Origin of the sequence: Aquimarina sp. AD1 (assembly GCF_003443695.1) — a bacterium.
In the GTDB taxonomy this organism is placed as follows: Bacteria; Bacteroidota; Bacteroidia; order Flavobacteriales; family Flavobacteriaceae; genus Aquimarina; species Aquimarina latercula.
The window spans coordinates 2,742,083-2,768,189 of the sequence record NZ_CP031966.1; the positions used below are offsets into that span (position 1 = coordinate 2,742,083).

The 26,107-nt window shown below is 32.6% G+C and carries 27 protein-coding genes; 15 read left to right on the forward strand and 12 right to left on the reverse strand.

Going from position 1 to position 26,107, the window contains the following annotated elements:
- Nucleotides 1–3: 3 nt before the first annotated feature.
- The 10 genes from D1815_RS12230 (at nt 4) to D1815_RS12275 (ending at nt 8,889) form a co-directional block, all read left to right on the forward strand.
- Nucleotides 4–270: a hypothetical protein gene (locus D1815_RS12230; protein ID WP_027392630.1), complete on the forward strand. Its 267-nt coding sequence runs from the start codon at nt 4–6 to the stop codon at nt 268–270.
- Nucleotides 271–341: 71 nt separating this feature from the next.
- Nucleotides 342–722, forward strand: a complete 381-nt coding sequence (locus tag D1815_RS12235; protein WP_035084944.1) for a group III truncated hemoglobin — start codon at nt 342–344, stop codon at nt 720–722.
- Nucleotides 723–826: 104 nt separating this feature from the next.
- Nucleotides 827–1,885, forward strand: coding sequence for a 3-oxoacyl-ACP synthase III family protein (locus D1815_RS12240; protein WP_118387251.1), 1,059 nt, complete (start codon nt 827–829; stop codon nt 1,883–1,885).
- 92 nt (nt 1,886–1,977) lie between these two features.
- Nucleotides 1,978–2,499 (forward strand): methyltransferase, encoded by a 522-nt coding sequence (locus tag D1815_RS12245; protein WP_118387253.1) that lies wholly within the window; start codon nt 1,978–1,980, stop codon nt 2,497–2,499.
- 21 nt (nt 2,500–2,520) lie between these two features.
- On the forward strand, nt 2,521–3,375 hold the full coding sequence (locus D1815_RS12250) for a glycosyltransferase family 2 protein (RefSeq protein ID WP_118387255.1): 855 nt from the start codon (nt 2,521–2,523) through the stop codon (nt 3,373–3,375).
- 315 nt (nt 3,376–3,690) lie between these two features.
- Entirely contained in the window at nt 3,691–5,994 is a 2,304-nt protein-coding gene (locus D1815_RS12255) for a chondroitinase-B domain-containing protein (protein ID WP_118387257.1), read from the forward strand.
- 76 nt (nt 5,995–6,070) lie between these two features.
- Nucleotides 6,071–6,634, forward strand: a complete 564-nt coding sequence (locus D1815_RS12260; protein ID WP_118387259.1) for a TetR/AcrR family transcriptional regulator — start codon at nt 6,071–6,073, stop codon at nt 6,632–6,634.
- Nucleotides 6,635–6,697: 63 nt separating this feature from the next.
- Nucleotides 6,698–7,444: an SDR family NAD(P)-dependent oxidoreductase gene (locus D1815_RS12265; protein WP_108802899.1), complete on the forward strand. Its 747-nt coding sequence runs from the start codon at nt 6,698–6,700 to the stop codon at nt 7,442–7,444.
- Nucleotides 7,445–7,469: 25 nt separating this feature from the next.
- Complete coding sequence (locus tag D1815_RS12270; RefSeq protein WP_233557478.1) at nt 7,470–7,766, forward strand: carboxymuconolactone decarboxylase family protein; 297 nt, start codon at nt 7,470–7,472, stop codon at nt 7,764–7,766.
- A gap of 67 nt (nt 7,767–7,833) precedes the next feature.
- The gene (locus tag D1815_RS12275) at nt 7,834–8,889 is read left to right on the forward strand and encodes an FAD-dependent oxidoreductase (RefSeq protein ID WP_118387263.1); all 1,056 of its coding nucleotides are present in this window, start codon (nt 7,834–7,836) and stop codon (nt 8,887–8,889) included.
- Here D1815_RS12275 and pafA read toward each other — a convergent pair whose 3' ends face one another.
- Nucleotides 8,890–10,554, reverse strand: coding sequence for an alkaline phosphatase PafA (pafA, locus tag D1815_RS12280; RefSeq protein WP_035084950.1), 1,665 nt, complete (start codon nt 10,552–10,554; stop codon nt 8,890–8,892). It abuts the gene before it with no gap.
- 116 nt (nt 10,555–10,670) lie between these two features.
- On the opposite strand from pafA, the gene D1815_RS12285 reads away from it, so the two are divergent.
- Together D1815_RS12285 and D1815_RS12290 are read left to right on the forward strand one after the other, a co-directional pair.
- On the forward strand, nt 10,671–11,408 hold the full coding sequence (locus tag D1815_RS12285; protein WP_118387265.1) for an ABC transporter permease: 738 nt from the start codon (nt 10,671–10,673) through the stop codon (nt 11,406–11,408).
- The gene (locus D1815_RS12290) at nt 11,408–12,172 is read left to right on the forward strand and encodes an ABC transporter ATP-binding protein (RefSeq protein ID WP_118387267.1); all 765 of its coding nucleotides are present in this window, start codon (nt 11,408–11,410) and stop codon (nt 12,170–12,172) included. The genes D1815_RS12285 and D1815_RS12290 overlap by 1 nt, the downstream gene beginning before the upstream one ends.
- A gap of 40 nt (nt 12,173–12,212) precedes the next feature.
- Here D1815_RS12290 and D1815_RS12295 read toward each other — a convergent pair whose 3' ends face one another.
- The 6 genes from D1815_RS12295 to D1815_RS12320 all read right to left on the reverse strand — a co-directional run bounded on the left by D1815_RS12295 (nt 12,213) and on the right by D1815_RS12320 (nt 18,921).
- Nucleotides 12,213–12,929, reverse strand: coding sequence for a hypothetical protein (locus tag D1815_RS12295; RefSeq protein WP_118387269.1), 717 nt, complete (start codon nt 12,927–12,929; stop codon nt 12,213–12,215).
- Between the two features lie 61 nt (nt 12,930–12,990).
- Complete coding sequence (locus D1815_RS12300) at nt 12,991–14,451, reverse strand: DUF389 domain-containing protein (protein WP_118387271.1); 1,461 nt, start codon at nt 14,449–14,451, stop codon at nt 12,991–12,993.
- A gap of 5 nt (nt 14,452–14,456) precedes the next feature.
- Nucleotides 14,457–15,533, reverse strand: a complete 1,077-nt coding sequence (locus D1815_RS12305) for a mannose-1-phosphate guanylyltransferase (protein WP_118387273.1) — start codon at nt 15,531–15,533, stop codon at nt 14,457–14,459.
- 2 nt (nt 15,534–15,535) lie between these two features.
- Complete coding sequence (locus D1815_RS12310) at nt 15,536–16,132, reverse strand: SprT-like domain-containing protein (protein WP_027392645.1); 597 nt, start codon at nt 16,130–16,132, stop codon at nt 15,536–15,538.
- A gap of 67 nt (nt 16,133–16,199) precedes the next feature.
- The gene (locus D1815_RS12315) at nt 16,200–17,912 is read right to left on the reverse strand and encodes a VWA domain-containing protein (RefSeq protein WP_233557480.1); all 1,713 of its coding nucleotides are present in this window, start codon (nt 17,910–17,912) and stop codon (nt 16,200–16,202) included.
- Nucleotides 17,913–18,060: 148 nt separating this feature from the next.
- Nucleotides 18,061–18,921 (reverse strand): DUF4349 domain-containing protein, encoded by an 861-nt coding sequence (locus D1815_RS12320; RefSeq protein ID WP_118387277.1) that lies wholly within the window; start codon nt 18,919–18,921, stop codon nt 18,061–18,063.
- Between the two features lie 254 nt (nt 18,922–19,175).
- On the opposite strand from D1815_RS12320, the gene D1815_RS12325 reads away from it, so the two are divergent.
- The 3 genes from D1815_RS12325 (at nt 19,176) to D1815_RS12335 (ending at nt 21,027) form a co-directional block, all read left to right on the forward strand.
- On the forward strand, nt 19,176–19,961 hold the full coding sequence (locus D1815_RS12325; RefSeq protein WP_118387279.1) for a hypothetical protein: 786 nt from the start codon (nt 19,176–19,178) through the stop codon (nt 19,959–19,961).
- Nucleotides 19,958–20,425: a hypothetical protein gene (locus D1815_RS12330; protein ID WP_118387281.1), complete on the forward strand. Its 468-nt coding sequence runs from the start codon at nt 19,958–19,960 to the stop codon at nt 20,423–20,425. Before D1815_RS12325 ends, D1815_RS12330 begins: the two co-directional genes overlap by 4 nt.
- A gap of 200 nt (nt 20,426–20,625) precedes the next feature.
- Nucleotides 20,626–21,027 (forward strand): hypothetical protein, encoded by a 402-nt coding sequence (locus D1815_RS12335; protein WP_027392649.1) that lies wholly within the window; start codon nt 20,626–20,628, stop codon nt 21,025–21,027.
- An 11-nt stretch (nt 21,028–21,038) separates the two neighbouring features.
- Here the strand turns inward: D1815_RS12335 and D1815_RS12340 are convergent, their stop codons facing one another.
- The 5 genes from D1815_RS12340 to pdhA form a co-directional block, all read right to left on the reverse strand.
- On the reverse strand, nt 21,039–21,719 hold the full coding sequence (locus tag D1815_RS12340; protein WP_027392656.1) for an SDR family oxidoreductase: 681 nt from the start codon (nt 21,717–21,719) through the stop codon (nt 21,039–21,041).
- A 55-nt stretch (nt 21,720–21,774) separates the two neighbouring features.
- The gene (locus D1815_RS12345) at nt 21,775–22,719 is read right to left on the reverse strand and encodes a M20/M25/M40 family metallo-hydrolase (protein WP_118387283.1); all 945 of its coding nucleotides are present in this window, start codon (nt 22,717–22,719) and stop codon (nt 21,775–21,777) included.
- Between the two features lie 72 nt (nt 22,720–22,791).
- Complete coding sequence (locus D1815_RS12350) at nt 22,792–23,379, reverse strand: NUDIX domain-containing protein (RefSeq protein WP_118387285.1); 588 nt, start codon at nt 23,377–23,379, stop codon at nt 22,792–22,794.
- Between the two features lie 71 nt (nt 23,380–23,450).
- Nucleotides 23,451–25,055 carry a pyruvate dehydrogenase complex dihydrolipoamide acetyltransferase gene (locus D1815_RS12355; protein WP_027392659.1) on the reverse strand — a complete coding sequence of 535 codons (1,605 nt, stop codon included), beginning with the start codon at nt 25,053–25,055 and terminating at the stop codon, nt 23,451–23,453.
- 3 nt (nt 25,056–25,058) lie between these two features.
- Nucleotides 25,059–26,060: a pyruvate dehydrogenase (acetyl-transferring) E1 component subunit alpha gene (pdhA, locus tag D1815_RS12360; protein WP_118387287.1), complete on the reverse strand. Its 1,002-nt coding sequence runs from the start codon at nt 26,058–26,060 to the stop codon at nt 25,059–25,061.
- Nucleotides 26,061–26,107 lie beyond the last annotated feature (47 nt).

Consider the following 26,107-nt stretch of genomic DNA (forward strand, 5'->3'; position numbering starts at 1 on the left):
TTTATGATTACACCTGAAGAACGTATTGCGATCTTAAAGGTCATTGGAAGCAAGCACGTAAAAAAAATACAAGCTTACCTAAACCAAAACAAGATTTATAGCTCCCCAAAAAAACCTTATTCAAAAACAAGTATATCCTATATTCTTTCTGGAGAAAGAGAAAATGAAATTGTAGAGAATGCCATCTTTGCCTATGCACATCAAAAAATGATAGAAAAAGAAAAACAACAAGAATTAAGAGATCTGATTGTTTCGAAACAAAAATTATAACCCAAAACCAGCGTACTTGTCCAGATACCTTTTAATTTTGTGTTTACACTTATATAGCAAATCAAGGTATTTTGGACAAGGATAATTTAAGAGATATACAGAATAGAGAAGATATCGAGCAAATTTTATGGTTTTTTTACGAAAAAGTATTGAAAGATTCTAACATTGGTATATTCTTCACCGAAATAGCAAAAATTAACCTAGAAACCCATATGCCTCATATTTCAAGCTTCTGGGAACAACAATTGTTTTACACTGGAAATTACAAAAAAAATGTACTACAAATTCATAAAGATTTACATCTAAGAAAGGCAATGAAGAAAATCCATTTTGACACTTGGCTGGCATTATTTAAAACAATTATAGACGACAATTTTAAAGGAGAAAAAGCTGAACTTATGAAAACACGAGCTTTGTCAATTGCCACGGTAATTCAGCTAAAAACACAATAATATATCCTATTCAAATACCGTAGGCATCGTAAATTTTATTATGCAAGCATAATAAATAATCAATTAATACCTATCTTCTATATACACAAGCTAAAAAAAGAAAAATGCGTATTAAAATAACAGGTGCAGGAAGCTATATTCCTACAGAGATCATACAAAATGAAGATTTTGAAAATCATCAGTTCTTTAATTCAGATGGCGTACAAATCAACAACTCTAATACTGTTATTATTGATAAATTTCGAAAAATTACGGGTATTGAAGAGCGTAGATACGCTTCCTCAACATTAAACACTTCGGATATTGCTTTTCTTTCGGCAAAAAAGGCAATTGAAGATGCTGATGTAGACAAAGAAACTTTAGATTATATAATTGTTGCTCATAACTTTGGAGACGTTGATAAAAATTCATCTCAAGCAGACACTGTTCCCAGTTTAGCGGCTAGAGTAAAACACCTTTTAAAAATAGAAAACCCATATTGCGTAGCCTATGATATTTTATTTGGATGCCCAGGTTGGATAGAAGGTGTAATACAAGCAGTTTCTTTTATGAAAAGTGGTATGGCAAAAAAATGTTTGGTTATTGGAGCCGAAACATTGTCCCGTGTTATTGATGAGTACGATAGAGATTCTATGATTTATTCTGATGGATCTGGTGCAACTATATTAGAAATCACAGAAAATACTGGCGGAATACTATCTTCTATTAGCGCCTCACACACTCTTGAAGAATCCAATTTCTTATTTTTTGGAGATACCTACAATACTACCACAAATGATCAAACCAAGTATATTAAAATGTACGGCCGTAAGATTTATGAATTTGCTTTGACTCACGTACCTATGGCAATGAAGAAATGTTTAGACAAAACAGATATAAACATCTCCGCAGTAAAGAAAATACTTATTCATCAGGCTAATGAAAAAATGGATGAGGCTATTATAAAACGGTTTTATGAACTTCATAATCAAGAAGTCCCTGACAACATTATGCCTATGAGCATACAAAAACTTGGAAACAGCAGTGTAGCTACTATTCCAACATTATATGATTTGATTCTAAAAGGTAACATCTCCGATCATTCTTTTCATTCTGGTGATATTCTATTATTTGCTAGTGTAGGTGCCGGTATGAATATCAATGCATTTCTGTATCAGTTCTAATCGCCTTTAGAAAATTCTACAATAGGAACACATAGTAATCTCTGTAATTGTCTATTTTTACAACTTATTAGTTAGATAGTAATTATTCCCAGATGTACGAAGGAACTTTTCCTCATAAGAGGTATAAAGAAACATTAGAATTCTTAAGAGAGCACATCCCTGCTCCAGCAACCATATTAGATCTTGGTGTCCATAACCCATTTGTAGACTTTATGGAAAAGGAAGGTTACACGGTAACAAATACTTCTGGAGAAGATCTTGATCTGCAAACCGATGCTGTAAAATTAAGTAATGACGAGGTTGTTACAGCCTTCGAGATTTTTGAACATTTGATTGCACCATTCAATGTTTTACGTGATATCAAAACAACAAAATTAGTGACTTCTGTTCCATTAAAACTTTGGTTCTCTCCTGCTTATAAAAGCAAGACTGACCCTTGGGATCGTCATTATCACGAATTTGAAGATTGGCAATTCGATTGGTTATTAGAAAAAGCTGGATGGAAAATAAAAGCAACAAAAAAATGGACGCATCCAATTAATAAAATTGGATTTAGACCTTTACTTAGATACTTTACTCCTAGATACTATATTGTATATGCCGAAAGAAAATAGTTTACATCAATCACCTCCCTTTTGAACATTTATATTGTCATACCGGCTCATAATGAAGAACTATTGATTGCTAAAACTCTAGAATCTTTAGTATCTCAGACATTTCTTCCAAAAAAAATAGTGGTAGTTAACGATAATTCTACCGATAATACAAAGACTGTAGTTCTCGATTTTATAAACAAACACTCATACATTTCATTAGTTAACACCAGTTCTTCTAAGGATCATATGCCAGGAAGCAAAGTTATTAATGCGTTCTATAAAGGATATACTTCGTTAGATGACCAATATGATGTGATTTGCAAGTTTGATGCAGACCTTATTTTTCCAAAAAATTATCTAGCAACTCTAGTGAAAAATTTCAAAGAAAATCAAAAAATCGGAATGTTTGGTGGCTTTTGTTATATCCAAAAAGACAACAACTGGATTTTAGAAAACCTAACTAATAAGGATCATATTCGTGGAGCTCTAAAAGCATATAGAAAATCCTGTTTTCAAGACATTAGGGGATTAAAACCAGCAATGGGTTGGGATACTATAGATGAGTTATTAGCACAATATCATAACTGGAAAATCAAAACAGATCAATCTCTAAAAGTAAAACACCTGAAACCAACAGGGAATACATACAACCCCAAAGCTAAATACAAGCAAGGAGAAGCTTTCTATACAATGCGGTACGGTTTAATGATCACATTAATTGCATCTATGAAGCTTGCTATCCTAAAAAAACAACCTAAATTATTGCTTGACTACTTAATAGGTTTTTTTAAAGCTAAAAAATCAAAACAACCATATTTAGTTTCTAAAGTCGAAGGTGATTTTATTCGCAAACTACGATGGAAAAAAATCCTCCAAAAATTCTCTAAACCGTAAAAAAACTAGAATAATCTATATATAGTTGTTCATGTAGTTATCATAAATATCTGCACTTAATTTAACTTGTATTAGAACATCTGTTTATAATAGGGACTTTTCGACAAATTATTATAAAAGTTATTGTCCTTAAAAACTACATCTTTTCAATTCATCCATAATTTATTTTTATGAGATGCTATATACTTGGTTATTATAAAAAATAGGCCTAAATTGGTCCCACACACAACTTATGGGTATTCACTTCTATTGAAGCATTAGACGATTTAGTAGTTTAATGGGAAATGTTTAATACAAATATTTCAAAAGAAACTAATGAAGAAAAGTAGGCTCTTTAGCTACCTAATAGCTACGCTATTTACTGTAAGTTCTTGCTCAGAAGCAAGTAAAACAAAACAATCGGATAACAACGATCTTGTTAACAATCCTCAAGAATTTCAAGATGCTATTAGCAATGCAAAACCTGGAGATGAAATTATACTGGGTAATGGAATCTGGCAAGATGCTCAATTGGTAATTGATGCTATAGGAACAGAAGAAAAGCCAATTACTATAAAAGCTGAAGAAAAAGGGAAAGTTATTTTTTCTGGTAATACTTCTCTAAAAATTGGAGGTCAACACTTAATTATAAAAGGTTTTGTTTTCACCAATGGTTTTACTGAAGAAAATGCATTAATTATTTTCAAAACTGACGACGGAAAACTAGCTAAAAACTGCAGACTTACAGAAATTGCTATTGATCACTTTAATCCAAGTAATAGATTTGATAAATCTGAATGGATTCATTTACACGGAAAAAACAATCGAGTAGATCACAATTACTTTGGAGGAAAGCTTAATGCAGGTGTAACTTTAGTCGTAAGATTAAATAACAAAAATAGTCTAGAAAACCATCATAGAATTGACCATAACCATTTTGGTTATAGACCAAACCTTGGATCCAATGGTGGAGAAACATTAAGAGTAGGAGTTTCTACATATTCTCTAAGCCCATCAAGAACTTTAATAGAAAACAACTACTTTGAGCAGTGTGATGGCGAAGTAGAAATTGTATCATTAAAATCGAGTGACAACATCGTTCGTAACAATATTTTTTATGAGTCTGCTGGAGTTCTAGCGTTAAGACACGGAAATAGAAACTTAATCGAGAACAATTTTTTTATCGGAAACAACAAACCAGGAACTGGTGGTGTTAGGGTAATCAATGAGGGACATACCATTAAAAATAATCATTTTCAGGAATTAAAAGGGAAACGTTTTTTTGGAGCTCTTCCTGTAATGAACGGAGTTCCAAATTCACTTATTAACCGATACCACAGAGCAGAAAACACAGATATTACTGGAAACATGTTTTTAAAATGTGATCACATTCAGTTTGGTGTTGGAGCAGATAATGAGCGAACAGATCCTCCTCAGAATATACGATTTACTAAGAACCTATTTTATCATCCCAAAAGAGCACAGGTTTTTGAAGCAATTTCGGATTATAGTACTTTTTCATTTTCTGAAAATCAAGTGGTCTCTGCCGACTCAAAATTCAACCATAATGGATTCGAAACAACAAATATTTCCTTTATAAAAGATCCGAAGGATGGTTTATTAAAGAATGAAAATTACCAACCTAAACTTCCCTTCATTAAAAGTGACGTAGGACCAAATTGGTATACTCCTCAGCAAAAATATTTTGAGATCACAAATAAGAACTCGAATGCAACACAAGTATCTGGGAATGAAAATGACGCATTATTTAATACCATAAAGAGTGCAGTTTCTGGTGATACCATTTTATTAAAACCGGGAACATATACTTTTACCAAACCTTTGATTATAAATAAAACATTAACACTTACTACATCGAAAAATGATAAACCTATCATTTTCAAATATGATCAAAATGAATCACAAAAGCCGTTAGTAGTTATAGAGAATGGAGGAAGCCTTTCTATTCAAGGTGTTCAGTTTGATGGCGCTTCAGAAAATGGAATTGCACAATCTGCTATAGCTACCTCATCGAAACCAATGATAGCGCATTATAAGTTAAAAGTTATGTCTTGCGAATTTAAAAATTTTGATGCCAGTCGTAAAACAGCTTTTAGAGCTTATAAAAACACATACGCTGATACCATTGTTTTCAAAAACTCAACCTTTCATAATATTTCTGGAAATGCTATCAGTCTCGATGGAGAAAATGAAAACAGAGGACGTTACAATGCAGAATATATAAAAATAGATAATTGTCATTTTAGTAAAGTCATGGGGAATGCAATTGCTCTTTTAAGAATGGGGAATGATGAAAGTACTACTGGACCTTACTTAGAACTAAAAAACTCTACTTTTATAGATGTAAATAATAAAGATTTAGGAAGTGTGGTTTTATTATGGGGTGTTCAAAAACTAAATGTTGACAATTTATTATTTATCAATTCCGGAAAAGGAGGGCGCGCATTAAAATATGAAGATCCAGGATGGGCAATTAGCACAATAGATGATATTAGCTTGATCAATTCGGGACGAATCGAAACCTTTGGAGAACGCACTGGTAAAAACATTCAGATTATAAATACTCAAAACCCAACTAAATATCCCGCTCAATATAGTGGCTACAAGCCCGTAAAATAAATGTAGATTTTGTTAAAAATATTCAAAAATAGACAGACTTGTCTGTTTTTGAATATTTTTTTTATATGTTTGTCATATGAAACACTCTAAGACAAGAGCTCATATCGTACAAACCGCCTCTACTCTATTCTATCATAAGGGTTATAATCTAACAGGAATCAATGAAATTATTAAAGAAGCAGGAATAGCAAAAGCAACACTATACAATCATTTTCCTTCTAAAGAAGATATTTGTATTGCTTACCTACAATTTAAGAATGACACTTTTACTAAAGATATTAGAGAGTATGTATATAAAGTGCCTAAAGGTAAAAAACGGATATACGCTTTGTTTAATTTTCTAAAATTATTCTTTGATCAAAAAGACTTTAATGGATGTTGGTGTTTAAATACATACGCCGAAATGCCTAAAGAAAATGAAACGGTACGATTAGAGATTCAACAGCAAAAGCAGGATTTCATAAATTTCATTGAGGAATTAGTTATAGAAAATTATAATCAAAATTCTGACAACGAAAATAAAACGTTAGCAAGAAAAATTTACCTATTATATGAAGGAGCAATTTCTGAAAGCAAATTACACCAGAATACTTGGCCCATTGAGGCTTCGTTATCTCTTTGCGAAAAGATTCTAGAATAAAAAAATTTATCTTAACAAAGACAGACTTGTCTGTCTATTTTTAATTAATTAAACATAAAAATAATGACACAGTTTAAAAACAAAACAGCCTTAGTTATCGGAGGAACCAGCGGAATTGGTAAAGCAACAGTAACATCTTTAATTAATGAAGGTGCCACAGTTCATGTTGTAGGAAGAAATACATCTAAAATTGAAGATGGCGAAAACATTATTAAACATCAAGTTGACATCACTGATAAAAATAGTGTAGATCAACTGCGTAATACAATTGCTAACTTAGATAGTTTAGATTATTTAGTAAACGCATCGGGAATTTTTGGTCCAAAACCTTTTCTTGATCATACTCTAGAAGATTATGACTCATATCAAGATCTAAATAGAGGTTTCTTTTTTATTACGCAATCTGCAGCTAAGAAAATGAAAGAAAACAATACTGGTGCGATTGTTAATGTTGGTTCTATGTGGGCTAAACAAGCCGTAAAAGCGACTCCTTCTTCTGCATATTCTATGCAAAAAGCAGGATTACATTCGCTAACACAACATTTAGCTATGGAATTGGCAGATCATGGCATTAGAGTAAACGCAGTATCACCTGCTGTAGTTGAAACTCCAGTATATGATGGTGTTTTTGGAGGTGCTGACGAAGCAAAAAAAGCACTTGTTGGGTTTAATAATTTTCATCCAATAGGAAGAAATGGAACAGCTCAAGATGTAGCTAATAGTATTACTTTTTTATTATCTGATCAAGCATCGTGGGTAACGGGAGCTATTTGGGATACTGATGGAGGTGTAATCGCAGGAAGAAATTAACATAAAAAGATTGAATATGTATGATATGAATCACCTAAAAAAATTAGGTACACTTGGTAAAAATGCTTCTGAAGCTATGAAAGCTTTTCAGGCTTTTGATAGTATTGCTTTACAAGAAGGAGTTATTCCTGTAAAGTATAAAGAATTAATGGCTGTTGCGGTTGCATTGACAACTCAATGCCCATACTGTTTAGAAATTCATAAGAAAAATGCTATAAAAGCAGGTGCTACACAAGAGGAATTAGCAGAGGCTACATTTGTATCTGCTGCACTTAGAGCAGGTGCTGCTGTTGTGCATGGTACGCATTTAATGAATGATTAAGTTTTCTTAACTTAATAAAGTAAAGCTCCTTTATATAGGAGTTTTACTTTTTATATTTACTAAGTATATGAAATCAGAAGTACTTATTATTGGAGCCGGTCTAACCGGTTTACTACTAGCCTACAGATTAAAGAAACATGGAAAATCTGTAAAAATTATTGAAGCTAGGAATAGGGTTGGTGGAAGAATCCACACCCTTAAATCTGCGAAAGAAACCCCTATTGAAATGGGAGCTACTTGGTTAAGTTTTCAGCATCAAGAATTGCTAGGATTATTAAGAGAATTAGAGCTTCCTGTTTTTGAACAATATATGCAAGGAATAGCACTTTTTGAACCATTATCAACTGCTCCTCCACAACAAATTCAATTACCAACAAATCAACAACCAAGTTATCGAATACAACATGGAACTATCGCTATTATACACAAACTTGCTAACGTTCTGGATGAAAAAGAATTGATTCTAAACGAAAAAATAGAACAAATTGATTACGCAAACAATAGTTTTAAAGTTACTTCTTCCAACAATATATATTATACGAATAAAGTTGTTTCTACTATTCCCCCTTCACTTTTAGTAAACTCTATACAATTCTATCCTTCTCTATCAAATAAAGTTATTGAAATCGCCAACAAAACCCATACATGGATGGGAGATTCTATTAAATTTGGTGTATCCTATGAAACTCCTTTTTGGAAAAATAATAATTACTCAGGAACCGTTTTTAGCAATGTCGGTCCTTTAACTGAATTATACGATCACTCTAATGCGGAAAACACTCATTTTTCCCTTAAAGGTTTTTTACAAAATGGTATGGCCGCATATACTAAGGATGAAAGAAAATCAAAAGTAATTCATCAACTCCATAAATTATTTGGAGAGGACGCATTAGAATATTTATCCTATGAGGAATTAGTCTGGAAACGAGAACCCTTTACTTCTTTACCTTCTAATGATTTTATATTCCCTCATCAAAATAATGGTCATAAAATATATCAACAAGGATACTTCGACGACAAGTTTTTTATAGGAGGTACAGAAACATCCCCTATGCATGGAGGATATATGGAAGGGGCTATACTTAGCGCACAATCCATATATCAAAAATTATCAGATAAATGATTACTCTAAAACAAAAGACAACACATCACCAGTAGCTCCATTAGGAAATGTAATTCCTAATAATGCCGAAATAGTTGGAGCAATATCTGGAATTGTTGTCTTAGTAGTGGTGCTACCTTGTTTAATTCCTTTACCCATAAATAATAACGGAGCATGTGTGTCATAATTTAAACCACTACCGTGGGTAGATCCAGTACGAGAATATGCTATAGTGGCAGGATCTAATACATATACCAAATCACCACTTCTTTTTTGGTTATATCCTTTTTGAATAAGTGCACCAATTCCTTCTGTAAAGGTTCCCATTTGTAATTGTTCTCTAGTAAAAACCTTATCTATTTGATCATATTGTAATATATGATGTGCTATAGCTTTCTGTAATTCTTGTGGGTTTATCTTATTTTTTTCCAATACGTCATACGCAAAAAACACCTGATCATTAGCTACTTTTTCGATTAGTCCGTTAACTTTAAAGGTTCGTTTTGCAAAATCCATTACACTCACGGTGAGTTCTACCATATCAAAATAACCTGAAGGTATTTTTACTTTTTTCAGATACGACGGCACTTGAACAGCTCCATGATCCGCAGTTAAAAAAACTGTATAATTACCTTTCCCAACCTTAGTATCTAATACTCCAAAAAAGCGCTCAAGATCCTTATCTAGCCTTAAATACGTATCCTCTATTTCTTTAGAATTAACTCCGAAATTATGACCAACATAATCCGTACTAGAAAAACTCACAGTAAGAACATCTGTAATATCATCCGCTCCTAATGACTCCCCATCTATGGAAGCTATTGCAAAATCGGCAGTTAAACTATTTCCATATGCAGATCCCTTAATAATATCATACCCTGCATTTTGATCTTTTAATGCAGCTAAATCATAAGGAAAAGTCGCCTTTTCTTTTCCTTTAAAACCACGCTCGAAATTGTTCTCATCAGCGCCACTCTCTCCATAAGTAGTAATATCATATAAAGTATTCCACTCTTTAAAATAAGAAGCTGCTTTATCAGATTCATTAAATTTTTGCACCCAATCCGGTAATTCATTTCTATAATACGTACTAGTAATCCAATTACCTTCATCTTTTCCTCTAAACCAATAAGCTCCATTAGCTGCATGGCCAGCTGGTAATATTGCTCCCCTATCCTTTATTGCAATACCAATACTCTTTCCTTTTAATTGCGTATGCAATCTGTTTTGATCGGCAAAAGTTGTTGTTTTCATACGTCGAGGAGACATTCTTTCTAATTCACTATCAGAACCAACAGCACGTACTAAAGAATCACTAGCACAATACACCATATCTTTCCCAAATTTATCATACCAATTATTAGAAATAATTCCATGATTTTGAGGTGTTGTCCCTGTAAATACCGAAGCGTGTCCTGGTCCTGTATATGTTGGTATATAATTAAAATGATTGTTTTTACAATTAAAACCTTCATTAATCATTCTTTTAAACCCTCCTTGACCAAAACGATCATAAAATCTAGTTAAATAATCATACCGCATCTGATCTACTACTATCCCTACAACTAATTTTGGTCGGACAGAAATTGTTTCTTCAGAGTTTATCTTTATTGATGATGAATCTTTGGTTGCACACTGAGTAACTGTTATTATTAAAATAATTGCTAAAAATATCTTCTTTATCATTATCTGTTTACATTTTAAAAGGCTAAAATACCTTTTATGCAAATGTAAAACTTTAATAGAAGGTTAAATGCTGTCCCTATTTTTTTTTCTATTTTAGCCCTTCTAATGTAGAACATATGTTTTATCTCGACGATATTGGTCGCTATTTTTTAATGCTGAAAAAAGTTTTTAGTCGAATGACTAAAGGCTCTGTGCTTAGAAGTCTAATATTTAAAGAAATAGATGATCTTATTATTGGTTCTTTAGGAATTACCGTATTTCTTGCTTTCTTTATTGGAGCTGTAATCGCGATTCAAACAGCTTTAAACCTAACAAATCCATTAATTCCTAAACAATTAATTGGGTTTGCCTCTAGACAATCTATGATTCTCGAATTTGCTCCCACTTTCCTTTCTGTTATTATGGCTGGAAAAGTAGGATCCTTTATCACATCTAGTATCGGAACGATGAGAGTTACTGAACAAATTGATGCCTTGGAAGTAATGGGAATAAATTCATTAAATTATCTTGTATTTCCTAAAATCATCGCGATGTTAATGTATCCATTTGTAATAGCGATTGCAATGTTCGTAGGTGTATTTGGAGCTTATATTGCTGGGGTTTATGGAGGATTTGTTTCAGGTTCGGAGTTTTTAACAGGCTTGCGAGAAGAATTTATACCATATCACTTAACATATGCTTTTATCAAAACGTTCATTTTTGCCTTTCTATTGGCAACAATTCCTTCTTTTCATGGATACTATATGAAAGGTGGTGCGTTAGGAGTTGGTAAAGCGAGTACTTCTGCCTTTGTTTGGACAACAGTGGTTATTGTAACTTCTAATTATATATTAACTCAATTATTGTTAAGCTAATGATCGAAGTAAAAGACATCCATAAAGGTTTTAATGGCGAGCAGATTCTTAAGGGAATAACTACTACATTCGAACGAGGAAAAACAAATTTAATCATTGGAACCAGTGGTAGTGGTAAAACTGTTTTTCTTAAATGCATGTTAGGTTTATTTACTCCAGAGGAAGGCTCTATTTGTTATGATGGAGCTACCTACTCTGACCTTTCTACTGAACAACAAAGGGATCTAAGAGAACAAATGGGTATGGTATTTCAGGGAAGTGCATTATTTGATTCTATGACTGTAGAAGAAAATGTAATGTTTCCTCTAATGATGTTTACAAAACAGAAAAAAGAAGAAATGCTGGTACGAGTAAATGAAGTATTAGCTCGCGTTAATCTAGAGAATTCTAACAACAAGCTTCCTTCAGAAATAAGTGGTGGAATGCAAAAACGTGTGGCCATAGCAAGAGCAATTGTAACTAGGCCTAAATATCTTTTTTGTGATGAACCTAACTCTGGATTAGATCCAAGAACGGCAATCGTAATTGATAATTTGATTAAAGAAATTACTGAAGAATATGATATTACCACCATCATCAATACCCATGATATGAATTCTGTTATGGAAATTGGTGAAAAAATCGTTTTCTTAAAATTTGGTAACCTAGAATGGGAAGGAGATAAAACACAAATTTTCAAAACTGATAATGAAGCCGTTACGGAGTTTGTTTATTCCTCTAACTTATTTAAAAAAGTGCGTGATGCGCAGTTAAAGGGATTGTAAACAGTTCTTACTGCTAGTGTTATAATTTTAAGATGTATTTCTATTTTGCCATTAAAACATTTTCTGGAATCATATTTTCCATCTTAGCAAACGCTAAACTTAAATCGCTGTCTTTAATATCATCAAGTAACCATTTACCATCGGTATATTCCATAACCCAGATATGGCTTTCATTTTGATACCCTCTATTTCCTTCTATAATTTTTTGAGTATCCCTATTTATTAGATAGTCTTCAATTGTCCCGGATATACTAATCACAATTTTTGAACCTTCCAAATCATTATCATTTGTTAATTCCAAATACAACGGCCTTATCTTATGAATCTTCTGAAGATTACAAATATTTTGTAAATTATTAGATTTCCATTTATCTAGATGGGTAGATTGTTGATTTTGCCAATACCAATGATTTACGTGTTCTTTAACTTTACTCATATCTTCATCTCCCCAAGCATCATAAACACGAGTAATTATATTTGAAAAATTCTTTTCTAAATTTAACCAAGAAAAATCTCTATTCTTTAAGCCAATATGCATTAACTGTTTCTTTGTTTTTTTTACCTTAAAAAACTCAACCGACTTTATGTAAATAATAAATGGTAATAAAACAATAGTAACAACTAATAGTAAAATTTTACCCCACCAAGTTTTAAATAGACCTTTAGCTATAGCCCCTCCTGGTCCTGCATATAGAGGATCGATAAAAAAAAGAAAAGCTATAAATAGTATAACTAATATAATTTCAGACTTTTTCATAACTTCATTTCGCTTACTTTACTAAAATTCATAACACACGATCAAAATCAAACTAATAAAATTACTTTACCAACAACGTATCGGCTTTTAACTCTCCAGTTATCCACTCTCTTAAATCTTTATTCCTAACCTCGTGAAGACTGTCGGACACCTGGAATTTCCACTGTGGAAAAATTACTTTTACCGTATCCACTTTTAAGAAATTAGACTGTAAAACTTCACCATATCCTAATTGTAACAAATCAGGGAAACGAATTTTAGCGTCTTTTGCAATGTTATTATAAGGTAATATATCTACAGGAATAACTTTTTGAGCTTCGGCTAATTGAGTTTCCATTAGTGCCAATCGAATCTTTAGATCTTCAACTTTATCTAATAGCGTTTCATTTTCAGTTTCTAATCGATTTAACTCTACAATATACCGATCATTTGCTTTAGAAATTTGATCTATTCCTCTAGCTTTATTACCTCTTATTATTAGTTCAAAATCACTTATATTTTCATACATAAGAATTTCATTTTCGAGATCACTTTTGGTAGCTTCAGTTATCTCACCATCAAAGAAAAGTTTGATTGTCTTTTTATCATAATCAGGTATTGGTTTTCTCAGATATAAATCTGGATTTTCATCAATTTCTTCTGATATAAAACGATCATAATCTCCTTCCATCTTGCTTTGATTTAACGTAATAACAAAAGTATAGATAGCCGGTATCATGACTAACACTGCCGTAAAAGAAACTAATCTAGCAATCAATTTACGTTTTGCAGAATTCGCATATCGAAGCATTGGAAACCTTAATAGCTTTAGAACAATAAATGTTGCCAAAGCGATAAAAATAGTATTAATAGTAAATAAAAACATCGCTCCCAAAGCATATTCATACTTACCAATAGCCAGTCCAAAACCAACAGTACATAACGGTGGCATTAAAGCTGTAGCAATTGCCACACCAAATATCACACTAGCAATAGTTCCTTTTTTTGTTCTAGCAATAATTAATGCTAACCCTCCAAAAAAGGCAATCAATACATCTCTTATATCAGGTTTAGTTCTAGCTAATAATTCTGAAGATTCAACTTTTAATGGAAATAAAAAGAAAAACAACCAGGCCGTAAGAATACTAAGAACCACCATAACGGTGAAATTAACCAAAGACTTTCTTAAAGTGTCTATATCATTGACAGCAATAGACATTCCTATTCCTAAAATAGGCCCCATTAACGGTGATATTAACATCGCTCCTATTACTACGGGAATTGAATTTGCATTTAAACCAATAGAAGCAATAAATATAGAACATATCAAAATCCAAGCAGTAGCCCCTTTAAAAGGTATATCTGCTTTTATCAACTCTATGGTACTCTCTCTATCAGTATCATGACGAAAATCTAACAACTCTTTCAAAAAAGTAGAACCACTACGAAACAATCCTTTGGCATCTTTTTTTACCGCTTGCTTTTGTTCTTCTACCTTTTCATCTTGAGACTTCCCCTGAGGATTTTGTGTATTTTCTTCCATCAATATTATCCGTATTTTTCTCCGTATGTATCTTTTACTTTTTTAAGAACTTGTTTAATATCCTGTTCTTTTTTCTTAGGATAAATCAATAAAACTTCATCTTTATCCACTATAATATAATCTTCTAAACCATCGACAACGACGATTTTATCCCCAGAAGTTCTAATCATATTTCCTGAAGAATCTTCTGATAAAACTCTGGCATTTACAACCGCATTCTTAGCTTCTGTCTTATCCAATTTATCATATAAAGATCCCCAAGTACCTAAATCATTCCAATCAAAAGTAGCTGGTAACACATATACATTTTCTGCATGTTCTAAAATAGCATAGTCAATAGAAATATTCTCGGCTAACGGATAATTTTTTTCTATAAAACTACTTTCTTCGGATGTATTATACACTTCTATTCCTTTTTCGAATAATGCTGTCATCTCTTTTTGAAACTTAGCAAAGGCATTCACGATACTTTTAGCACTCCAGATAAAGATCCCAGCATTCCATAGATAATTCCCTTGATCCAAGAATTTTTTAGCCGTTTCGTAATTTGGTTTTTCTGTAAATTGAGCTACTTTTTTTATTGCAGTTGTTTCTTCATTGTACTGTATATAACCATAGCCTGTATTTGGAAAAGTAGGCTGTATACCTAAGGTCATTAAGATATCATTTTTCAAACATGCCTCGAAACTTTGCTTTAAATTTTGTGCAAATGCATCTTCATCTTCAATCCAATGATCACTCGGTGCTACTACCATAACTGCATCCGAATTTTCTTTCTGTATTTTTAAAGCCGCATATAATATACAAGGAGCTGTATTACGCATCGCAGGTTCAGTTACAACCTGTCGCTGTGCTGCTTCAGGTAATTGTTCTAAAACCAAATCATTATATCTTTCATTGGTCAATATAAAAATGTTCTCCTTCGGGATAATCTTTGATAGTCTACTAAATGTTCTTTGGATCAGAGTTTCTCCAGTTCCAAGCATATCGTGAAATTGCTTTGGAAACTCTGTTGTGCTAACGGGCCAAAATCTAGACCCAACTCCCCCAGCCATTAAAATAGCATAATAATTTTTTTCCATAATTAATTTAATAATTCGACTTCTGCATTGGGGTTAAACAGGTATACCCTGCCTGTGCTTAGTTCGACACATTCGTAACGTTTAACTCTTTTATTTCCTCTTTGGAAAATCTTTCCATTATATAACCTAAATCGACTTCCTAACGGTATTTCAAAGATATAATTTTTATCATTCTCTGGGTCATATTGTTTTAACGCAAGTGATAATTTTTCGTCGGTATCACTACTTGCTCTTGGATTCTTAAAATGATTTGCGATAACAGGTAATAATTTAGAAGGAAAGACATCAGGATTAATATATGGTAACATGAGTTGCTGAAAAGTTCTTTTCCATTCTATTCCATGAGGTTTAATATTGCGACCATACTTCTCGAAAGCTACTAAATGACCGATTTCGTGAATTAAAGTAATTAGAAAACGATATGTATTCAAAGAAGCGTTTACAGTTATCAAATGTCTACCATCTGGCATTTTACGGTAATCCCCATGACGCGAAGCTCGCTCATTAACAATTTTAAGATGAACATTACACCTAACAATCAAATCGAAAGCGGGTTCTATAGCTCTTTCAGGGATATATCTTGCCAAGATTTCCTTCATTGTCGCAAAATACAAAAATAAGCGCATCAGAAGGATGCGCTTACTAAAGAATTCTTATCAAATAGCATTAATTCACTTTATCATAACTATTCATTAATCGTATAAACTCTGCTCGATATCCTTGTTCATCATTCCCTCTACTATTTCTTGCTAAAGAGACCACATCCTCAACATTTTGATTCTGTATATATTTTGAATTTTTCAAAATCATTCCGTACCAAGCTACAGAAGCTGCAAATCTAAAATCACCTGACACTAGATCATTGTCTCCCGTTTTATGTATATGAACTATTTCTATACTTCTACTTTCCTTTGGCTTTTTGTATCTAAACTTTACAGTTAATAGCTCATCTCCAAATTCTGTATTATTTGTTTTACCAGTATATTTTAAATCAGAAATTTCTCCAAGATATTTACTTTTTACTCCTGAAGGAATAATTTCATACAGTGCTGTGACGGTATGACCACTACCCAACTCTCCTGCATCTTTCGTATCATCGATAAAATCCTCATCGTTTAACAATCTATTTTCATAACCGATCAAGCGATACGCTTTTACTTTACCGGGATTAAATTCTACTTGAATTTTCACATCTTTTGCGATCGTATATAATGTTCCTCCAAATTCAGTACCTAATACTCTTTGCGCTTCTTGCATAGAATCGATATATGCATGATTACCATTACCTGTGTCTGCCAAAGTTTCTAATTTACTATGCTTATAATTCCCCATTCCAAACCCTAAACAAGTTAAAAATACTCCAGACGCTCGTTTTTCTTCGATTAATTCCTTCATCCCTTTATCACTTCGTATGCCAACATTAAAATCACCATCAGTTGCTAAAATAACTCTGTTGTTCCCGTTTTTTATAAAATGTTTTTCTGCAATTGTATAGGCAAGTTTAATACCTTCTCCTCCTGCTGTAGAGCCTCCTGCTTCTAAATTCTTCAGTGCGTCCAGTATTTTTTCACTATTATTACCAGATGTAGGTTTTAAAACAACTCCAGCTGCACCGGCATATACCACTATAGAAACTTTATCTTTTTCTCTTAATTGATTTACTAATAATTTAAAAGCTTTTTTAAGCAATGGAAGCTTATTAGCATCATTCATGGATCCCGAAACATCTATTAAAAAGACTAAATTGGAAGCAGGAAAACTTTCTGCAGGTATTTCTTTGCCTTTTAACCCAATTTTGACCAACTGGGTATTTTCATTCCAAGGAGTACTTCCTGATTCTGTATGAATCCCAAAAGGATGCTGATCCGATGGCTGCCTATAATCATACTTAAAATAATTTATCATTTCTTCTAGTTTTACCGCATCTTCTGGAATTATTTCGCCATTATTAATCATTCTACGGATATTACTATAAGAAGCTTTATCTACATCAATGGAAAATGTAGACAGCGGAGCCAAACTTGTCCTTTTAAATGTATTCTCCACTACCTCTGCATATGATTCATTATTGGTTTCCTTAATAAAACTACTAGGACTTTTCATAATGACCTCATCATTTACCACTTCCATCATAAATGCCACTGGTTCCTCTGCTTCTTCTATCTCTGGAACTTCTATATCTTCAACCATAAACTCTTCTTCAAAAACCTCCTCCTTCAAAATAGGTGGAACATTATCTTCTTCCACAATTACATTATTTTCCTTTTTAATGTCTGGTAATGCGGCAGGTGTTTTTGTTTTAGGATCACAAGAAATGATCAATAATATGGATAGCCCTGCCATCCATAATCTGCTTTTTCTAATACTCATTGTTTTCATACTATTTAGTTTTGTTACACTGAATACTGAAACAAACATAATACCACAATAGAGCTTGTTACATGATAATATTACTCGATTGCTGCTATTGCTGAATGCTTTAGTGTTTTGTTATTGATATTTATACTATTTTAAAAAAAGCGAATTGCTATTTTCTAATCCATTTGTAATAGATTAGAATCAATACTCCCAATAGCAATAGTGGCCAAACATAAAAAAGCACTAAAAAAAGGTGTTGTAACAGATTCCAACCAAAAGACAATCCATCCTCTGCTCTATCTATAAAGCTTTTTACATATTTTTTTGGTTCATCTTTAGGAAGCACAGTTTCATACATATCTAATTGGATAGTACTAAATGATACTTTATTAGACAGGTACTTCAATCTACCTTTAGCCGCATCAATCTCTTCTTGAAGCTCCCTTAATTTATCTTCGGTTAGTAAAATATCTTCTACATTTTTAGCTTTTGTTCTAAGAATTGTTTCATAACGCTGCTTTACCTCTAATTTGGTTTTCAACCTAGAGTTTATATCTATATACTCTTCAGTAACATCAACAGTAGATATATTTTTATGATCCACAAACTCCGCTAAAGCACAAATACTATCTAGTACTTCATCAAATTTATCCTGAGGAATTCTAATCGTAAATCTATTTTCTTTAGAATAATTAGTATTTGTAAAACGCTCATCAGACACATACCCATTATATTTTGCTGCTATCTTTTTAGAAAGCGTAGTTACTTCTTCTACGCTACTCACTTTAATACGGCAACTTGCATTTTTAATAATCTTAAGTCTATTATTTGCGTTTTCTGTTTCATTTTTTATTTTGATTTCATCTTCTGTTTCGAATGCGTTTAAAGCCGGCGTCTCTCCAGTATCTTCCATTACGATATTTTCTGTAGCTGTTGAGTAACTTTTTTCTGCTTGCGAGCAGGAAAAACTGATTACCAAACAACCTACCCCAATTACATTTCTAATTAATTTTAAAATATTTGTTTTCATATTTATTGTTTTTACCTTGTTAAACTGAAAACAAACATAGTATCACTCCAAAGAGTATTCTTGTATTACCTTTGTAAAACAATTGTAAACTATTTTACAAAAAATAACAACCTGACAATCAAAATAATAAACTCATCACTCGCGAAGAACACATAGCATTCTCTCATCTGAAAAAAGCAGCTACTCAGCAGTTTTTAAAGAAAAATAATGCCTCAAGCGATGATATCTCTCTATGGAAAGGGCAAGATATTATATTGTTTCAGGAGGATTTACGAAAACAGGTAAAAGGAAGTATTAGTGAAAAATCTTTCTACAGTTATTTTAAAAACACTACCGAAAAATTACCACGTGTAGATGTACTTAATATGTTATCTGAATACTGTGGTTATAAAAATTGGGTTCATTTTAAATCTTCAATTCCACAAAACAAAATTCTAGAAAAGAAAAAACTAAAACCAAAATGGCTTGTTTTTTTATTACTCGGAGTGTTATTTATCACCTCCGCTTATTTCCTTATTCCAAGAAATCATACGTTTACTTTTTGCTTCATTGATCAAGATAGAAACAAACCGATTATCAACACACCTATTGACATCATTGTATTAAATAACAAACAATCACCCTTCTATACTAAAAGTGATAGTTTGGGGTGTTTTAGGTGGAGTACAAAAGATGATTTTATTCGTTTTGTAATTAAATCACCATATCATAAGACGGATACCATCTTTAGAAGTACAGCTAAGATTACTAACGAAAACATCCAAGTAAGTACGGACGATTATGCATTAATGTTACATTATTATGCTAATGGAAGACTCGAAGACTGGAAAAACAGAAAAAATGAATTATCAAAAATGATTGCTGATAACGCAATTATATTTCAGGTATTACCTTCAGGTTTAGGAATAGAAGTATATTCAAAAAATGAATTTATCACAAAACTTACAACACCAACAAAAAGTCTAAAAAATATTGAAATTATAGAATCCAAAAGGATAAAGGGACAAATTGTTAAACTAAAATTCAGAGTTAAATCATGAAACAGTTTGCATACATTCTATTATTAATTATAATTGCTAGTTGTGCTAACAATTCTAATAAAAGTATGGAATCTGTTAATGTAGAGGAAACAGATATTTATACCGAAGAAGAAGCGTCATCCACTTCTCTAGAAGACGCCTATATTATTTTAGTTGAAGAGAAACTGCAAGATCATATAGACAAGCAAACATTGATCAAGAATCATCCAGAATTTAAAATAGAGAAAGACACTACATCTTCATTAGGGCTAGAAAATCAAGAAAAAATACAGCAAATAAAATTTCTAGAACAACCAGAAATACTCTCTGATTCTGTTACCAAAATAATTACTGAAATACACTTTGCAAATAAAAAAAGTGATACGATTATTTCATATATAACAACCTCAACTACAATAATTGACGGTGTACAATTTAAAACTTCAAAAGCTAATTTTGAAAGAATTACAACATCAAAAAATTAAAATACAGACAATTCCTTAGTACTTATTTACGGTTTTTCCTTCTTATTTTAGCAACAAAACCCTTGTTTTTTGGGCTTTTGATCGAAAAAACGTTAACATTTATCGAGTTTTTACTACATTTAACTTGTTGTTAATCAATAATTAATATTTTTGACATCCTATTTTTAACATTTCTTAAAGAAAATTTAAAAGTGAGTATTATGAGAGTTTTTACAATTTTAATTATTTTTTTCATCAGTGCGTCTAATATTGCGCAAACTCAAATTGAAGACGAAAACCAAGATGAAAATCAAAATCATCTGGAAGTTGTTGAACCAACAAAAGAGGAACTGAAAGCTGAAAGAAAACTATTCGCTGATCTTGCAGAACAAAGAACCATTTTATTACAACAAGAACTTAATCTTAGTAATTATACAAGCAATCGTATTAAAAGAGTCATTATAAAATACTCCATCCAAGCAAATAAAGTAATTCAATCAAACGCCTCTGAAAAAGAAAAAACAAAGGACCTAAGTAATATTGTGTACTTCCAAAATGAAGAGTTTAAGAAAGTGCTAACGGTACATCAATTTTACAAATATCTTAAGTTAACCGATATTTAATAGTTCGTTAATCAGGGTGTACTACTAGACACCTGTAATACTTTACCATTATAGAATTTATTAGCGGTAAGCGAAAAATCTTTAATGTAATTTGCCATTTCAATAGCCGTAATCGGTGCTTGGTATCCAGGAAATGCTTCTTCTAACATTTCTGTCTGTACTGCTCCCAAAGCCAAAACATTAAATGCTATACCACTTTCCTTATACTCTTCGGCCAATAGCTCACTTAGTGTAATAACAGCTCCTTTACTAGAACTATATGCCGCCAAACCAGGAAATTTCATACTTCCCTGAATTCCACCCATACTACTTACTGTAACCACATGACTTCCTTTTGTCATATGAGGTAACATAAGTCTAGTAATTTCTGCTACACCAAAAACATTTACTCTATACACTTCTTCAAATTCTTGAGTAGAAATTTCACCAAAAGGTTTATTCAATAATTTACCAGCATTATTAATCAAGATATCAACCTGATTCCAAGAATCGGTAACATAATTTTTTAATTTATATAAATCCGAAGAGTTACATAAGTCAAAAGAAAAAGTATGGATGTTTTTATGATTTAGAGCAGTAATAGGTTTCTCATTTCTAGATAAAGCCAAAACTTGATGTCCTTCATCTGCAAACAACTTAGCCATCTCATATCCTATTCCTCTGCTCGCCCCAGTAATTATAATGTTTTTCATGTTATTTTATAAAAAAATCCTTTCGAGTGTTGAAAACTCGAAAGGATTGAATTTTTTAATTTAACTTAATTTCTTTTGTTGATGTATTCAGAATCTTTGTTATAGCAGGTATACAGTCATTTATTAATTCTGCCATAAACTCAAAATTCATTTCGGAAACCTCGTCATCTACGTGGTGATAATACTCATAATTTGTAAAATCAAAAGTAGAAATCGTTTGACAAGGCACTTTGAACTTTTCATAAAAAGGATAATTATCACTTCTTCTAAACAATTGAAATTCTTTTGCTTTTGGCAAGAAACCTATTAGTTCTTTTCCTGAATACTCATTCATTTTATCAGCCATATTAGAAATTTCGTATCCAGTAATGTAAGCCTTATAACTTTTATCATTTAATGGTACTCCTATCATTTCAAAATTTACCATAGTATAAAGGTCAAGATTTTTATCTTTTAAAGCTTTTGCCAAATGACTAGAACCTAATAGACCTCTTTCTTCTGCTCCAAACAATACAAATAAAATACTACGTTTATTACTTTTTGCTTTTGCAAAATGTTTTGCTAGTGAAATAACAGCAGTGCTTCCAGCAGCATTATCATTAGCTCCATTAGCAATTACATCTCCATTTACTTCTTTTCCTGTTCCTATATGATCAAAATGTGCCCCAATAACTACAAATTGTTTTGCTAAATCAGGATCCGTCCCTTTTAAATAACCAACCACATTATACGTTTCGGTCCCTTTAGCATCAAACGTATTTAAATACGAATCAAAATATGGATCAATCCCAGATTTCTTGAACTCCTCTTCTATAAATTTAGCCGCTTTCTCTAACCCTTCAGAACCAGTATCTCTACCTCCCAATTCATCACTAGCTAAAAAATTCATAATACTTTCCACATCAGAAGCTGCAACGTTTGATGCTAATGATTGTGCTCTAGTTACTTCTTTACAGTTTATAAATAAAAGTGTAATAATAAAAAGTGATATCTGTTTCATGTTTTTTGTTTTCCGATATAAATGAATATTTTTTGATAAAGATACTTAAAAAGTACCCTCTGAGATCTCCTATTAAGATTCCATTATACCTTTTATTTTCAGGAATTGTAATAACATAACCGTTCTTGCATCCTTAATTTCTCCAGTTTGCATCATATCGAATGCCCTTATAAACTCTATTTCTAGTACATCAATATATTCTTCTTCATTGTCTAATCCACCTCCATTTTCCACTTTCATTTCATCTGTATACTCAGCAATAAACAAGTGCGCAATTTCCGTCATTGTCGCTGGCGATGCATATACCGAAAATACTTTTTCAACAGAATTAATAGCATAACCCGTTTCTTCAAGCGCTTCTTTTTTTGCACAAACTTCTGGAGTATCCCCATCCAAAGATCCTGCACAAACTTCTATATTCATCCCAGATGTATTACCATTTAAAAAAGTCGGCAACCTAAATTGCTGGGTTAGCACAACTGTTTTTTTTACAAGGTTATATAATAAAACAGAAGCCCCATCACCGTGATCATAAACTTCTCGAAGGTGTTTTTCTGGAGTGTGAGCACTCGTATGCTTATACTCAAAAGTATATTCTTTTAACAAAAATGTTTTATCGGATAATGTGGATGATTGTAGGTTTTCAACTCTCTTGTTCATTTTTTAAATATAAAAAAATCCCGCTTCAAAAGAAGTGGGATTTTAAACATTATATATAATCCTTTTTTAAACTATGCTAGCATAGTTACAGGATTTTCTAAGTATTGTTTTAAAGTCTGTAAAAACTGTGCCCCAGACGCTCCATCAACTGTTCTGTGATCACAAGCTAAAGTAACTTTCATTGTATTACCAACAACAATCTCACCATTCCTTACTACAGGTTTTTCTACTATCGTACCTACAGATAATATTGCAGAATTAGGCTGATTAATTATAGAAGTAAATTCCTGAATACCAAACATCCCTAAGTTAGAAACTGTGAATGTACTTCCGCTCATTTCTTGAGGGGTAAGCTTTTTATTTCTAGCTTTTACTGCTAATTCCTTTACATTTGCTCCTATTTGTGTAAGAGACATCTGATCTGTAAAAGGTAGTACAGGAACTACCAATCCATCTGGCACAGCAACAGCAACTCCGATACTTATATGCTTAGCATATTTAGTTACATCATCAGACCATTGTGTATTTACTTGTGGATGCTTTCTTAACGCCATAGCGCACGACTTAACTACCATATCATTAAATGACACCTTAGTATCTGGTAATTCGTTTATATGCTTTCTAGATGCCATTGCATTCTGCATATCAACTTCTATAGTAAGATAGTAATGAGGTGCAGTAAATTTTGAAGCAGAAAGACCTCTAGCAATTGCTTTTCGCATTTGAGAATTCTTAACTTCTTCAAAACTTTCTTCTCCTGCTGGAGTAAAAGCTTTTACTGCAGGAGCAGCAGCACTAGTAGCTGGAGTACTCTCTGTAGCTGAAGGTGTAAACGATTCTACATCTTTCTTTACAATTCTACCATTCTCACCAGTACCTTTTACTTGCGCTAGATCAATTCCTTTATCTGCAGCTATTTTTTTAGCTAATGGAGAAGCAAAAATTCTTCCTCCAGATGACTCGCTACCTGATGAAGAAGCTACAGTTACTTTTTCTTCTTTTTTAGGAGTTGGAGTATCCGCTGGTTTTGTTGAAGCAGAAGCCGCAACAGCTCCTCCATCTTTTATAGCAGAAACGTCAGTTCCAGCTGGACCTATAATTGCTAATAATTGATCAACAGGAGCAGTTTGTCCTTCTTCTATACCTATATGTAATAAGGTACCATTATAGAAAGATTCAAACTCCATGGTAGCTTTATCAGTTTCAATTTCTGCAAGGATATCTCCTTCCTCTACAGAATCTCCTACTTTTTTAAGCCAAGTAGCAACAGTACCTTCTTCCATAGTATCACTAAGCCGAGGCATTGTAATAACTTCTACTCCTTCTGGAATTGCAGGAGCTGCAGAAGCACTTGGAGCCGTTTCTTCAGCTTTATCTTCTTTTACTGTTTCTGTTTGTGATCCTTGATCACCCTTTAATAAACCAGAAATATCTTCTCCTTCTTCACCTATAATCGCAAGAAGTTGATCTACTGGAGCTGTCTCTCCCTCTTCAATCCCTATATGAAGTAATACTCCTTCATAAAAAGATTCAAATTCCATAGTTGCTTTATCGGTTTCAATTTCTGCAAGGATATCTCCTTCACTAATTTTGTCCCCTTTCTTAACAAGCCACTTCGCGACTACTCCCTCTTCCATAGTATCGCTCAATCGCGGCATATTAATTACTGTAGCCATAATTTATTGTGGTTTGTGTGATAAAAACGGATAATCTTCTTGCTCGTATACTACATCGTACATCAAGTTCTTTTCTGGAAATGGAGATTCTTCGGCAAACTTCTGACATTCTGCAACCTTAGCTTTCACTCCCTTGTCAATAGCTGCTATTTCTTCATCCGTAGCATAATTCTTATCTTTTATAACATCCAATATCTGAGTAATCGGATCTATTTTTTGATATTCCGCCACCTCTTCTTTTGTACGATATTTCTGCGCATCACTCATAGAGTGACCTCTGTAACGATATGTCTTTAATTCTAAGAAAGTTGGACCTCCTCCTGTTCTTGCACGAGTAATAGCCTCATCCATTGCCTCAGCAACTTTTATAGGATTCATAGCATCTACAGGTCCGCAAGGCATTTCATATCCTAAACCAAGTTTCCATATATCAGTATGGTTTGCGGTTCTTTCTACCGAAGTTCCCATAGCATACCCGTTATTTTCTACACAAAAAACAACAGGCAAATTCCATAACATTGCTAAATTAAAAGCTTCGTGAAGGGAACCTTGACGAGTAGCTCCATCACCCATAAAGGTTAAAGTAACTGCGTCTCTTTTGTGATATTTATCTGCAAAAGCTAAACCAGCTCCTAAAGGAATTTGTCCACCAACGATACCGTGTCCTCCATAAAATCTATGTTCTTTAGAAAAGATATGCATAGATCCTCCCATTCCTTGAGATGTCCCTGTTCCTTTACCATACAACTCTGCCATTACTCGCTTAGGATCAACTCCCATTCCGATAGGCTGAACATGATTACGATACGCGGTAATCATTCTATCTTTAGTAAGGTCCATTGCATGTAGGGCACCAGCTAAAATAGCTTCTTGGCCATTATATAAATGCAAAAACCCTCTTACTTTCTGTTGGATATAAACTTGAGCAAGTTTGTCTTCAAACTTTCTCCAGAAAAGCATATCCTCATACCACTTCAGGTAAACTTCTTTAGTTACTTTTTTCATCTAAAATGTAATGATATTTCAAAATTAAGTCAGCTTTATAGCCGACC

Bases quoted from the DNA above. Each gene is read 5' to 3' on its own strand.
- D1815_RS12230 (WP_027392630.1), top strand. From the start codon at position 4: ATGATTACACCTGAAGAACGTATTGCGATCTTAAAGGTCATTGGAAGC.
- D1815_RS12240 (WP_118387251.1), top strand. From the start codon at position 827: ATGCGTATTAAAATAACAGGTGCAGGAAGCTATATTCCTACAGAGATC.
- D1815_RS12245 (WP_118387253.1), top strand. From the start codon at position 1,978: ATGTACGAAGGAACTTTTCCTCATAAGAGGTATAAAGAAACATTAGAA.
- D1815_RS12255 (WP_118387257.1), top strand. From the start codon at position 3,691: ATGAAGAAAAGTAGGCTCTTTAGCTACCTAATAGCTACGCTATTTACT.
- D1815_RS12260 (WP_118387259.1), top strand. From the start codon at position 6,071: ATGAAACACTCTAAGACAAGAGCTCATATCGTACAAACCGCCTCTACT.
- D1815_RS12265 (WP_108802899.1), top strand. From the start codon at position 6,698: ATGACACAGTTTAAAAACAAAACAGCCTTAGTTATCGGAGGAACCAGC.
- D1815_RS12270 (WP_233557478.1), top strand. From the start codon at position 7,470: ATGAATCACCTAAAAAAATTAGGTACACTTGGTAAAAATGCTTCTGAA.
- D1815_RS12275 (WP_118387263.1), top strand. From the start codon at position 7,834: ATGAAATCAGAAGTACTTATTATTGGAGCCGGTCTAACCGGTTTACTA.
- pafA (WP_035084950.1), bottom strand. From the start codon at position 10,554: ATGATAAAGAAGATATTTTTAGCAATTATTTTAATAATAACAGTTACT.
- D1815_RS12285 (WP_118387265.1), top strand. From the start codon at position 10,671: ATGTTTTATCTCGACGATATTGGTCGCTATTTTTTAATGCTGAAAAAA.
- D1815_RS12290 (WP_118387267.1), top strand. From the start codon at position 11,408: ATGATCGAAGTAAAAGACATCCATAAAGGTTTTAATGGCGAGCAGATT.
- D1815_RS12295 (WP_118387269.1), bottom strand. From the start codon at position 12,929: ATGAAAAAGTCTGAAATTATATTAGTTATACTATTTATAGCTTTTCTT.
- D1815_RS12300 (WP_118387271.1), bottom strand. From the start codon at position 14,451: ATGGAAGAAAATACACAAAATCCTCAGGGGAAGTCTCAAGATGAAAAG.
- D1815_RS12305 (WP_118387273.1), bottom strand. From the start codon at position 15,533: ATGGAAAAAAATTATTATGCTATTTTAATGGCTGGGGGAGTTGGGTCT.
- D1815_RS12310 (WP_027392645.1), bottom strand. From the start codon at position 16,132: ATGAAGGAAATCTTGGCAAGATATATCCCTGAAAGAGCTATAGAACCC.
- D1815_RS12315 (WP_233557480.1), bottom strand. From the start codon at position 17,912: ATGAAAACAATGAGTATTAGAAAAAGCAGATTATGGATGGCAGGGCTA.
- D1815_RS12320 (WP_118387277.1), bottom strand. From the start codon at position 18,921: ATGAAAACAAATATTTTAAAATTAATTAGAAATGTAATTGGGGTAGGT.
- D1815_RS12330 (WP_118387281.1), top strand. From the start codon at position 19,958: ATGAAACAGTTTGCATACATTCTATTATTAATTATAATTGCTAGTTGT.
- D1815_RS12335 (WP_027392649.1), top strand. From the start codon at position 20,626: ATGAGAGTTTTTACAATTTTAATTATTTTTTTCATCAGTGCGTCTAAT.
- D1815_RS12340 (WP_027392656.1), bottom strand. From the start codon at position 21,719: ATGAAAAACATTATAATTACTGGGGCGAGCAGAGGAATAGGATATGAG.
- D1815_RS12345 (WP_118387283.1), bottom strand. From the start codon at position 22,719: ATGAAACAGATATCACTTTTTATTATTACACTTTTATTTATAAACTGT.
- D1815_RS12350 (WP_118387285.1), bottom strand. From the start codon at position 23,379: ATGAACAAGAGAGTTGAAAACCTACAATCATCCACATTATCCGATAAA.
- D1815_RS12355 (WP_027392659.1), bottom strand. From the start codon at position 25,055: ATGGCTACAGTAATTAATATGCCGCGATTGAGCGATACTATGGAAGAG.
- pdhA (WP_118387287.1), bottom strand. From the start codon at position 26,060: ATGAAAAAAGTAACTAAAGAAGTTTACCTGAAGTGGTATGAGGATATG.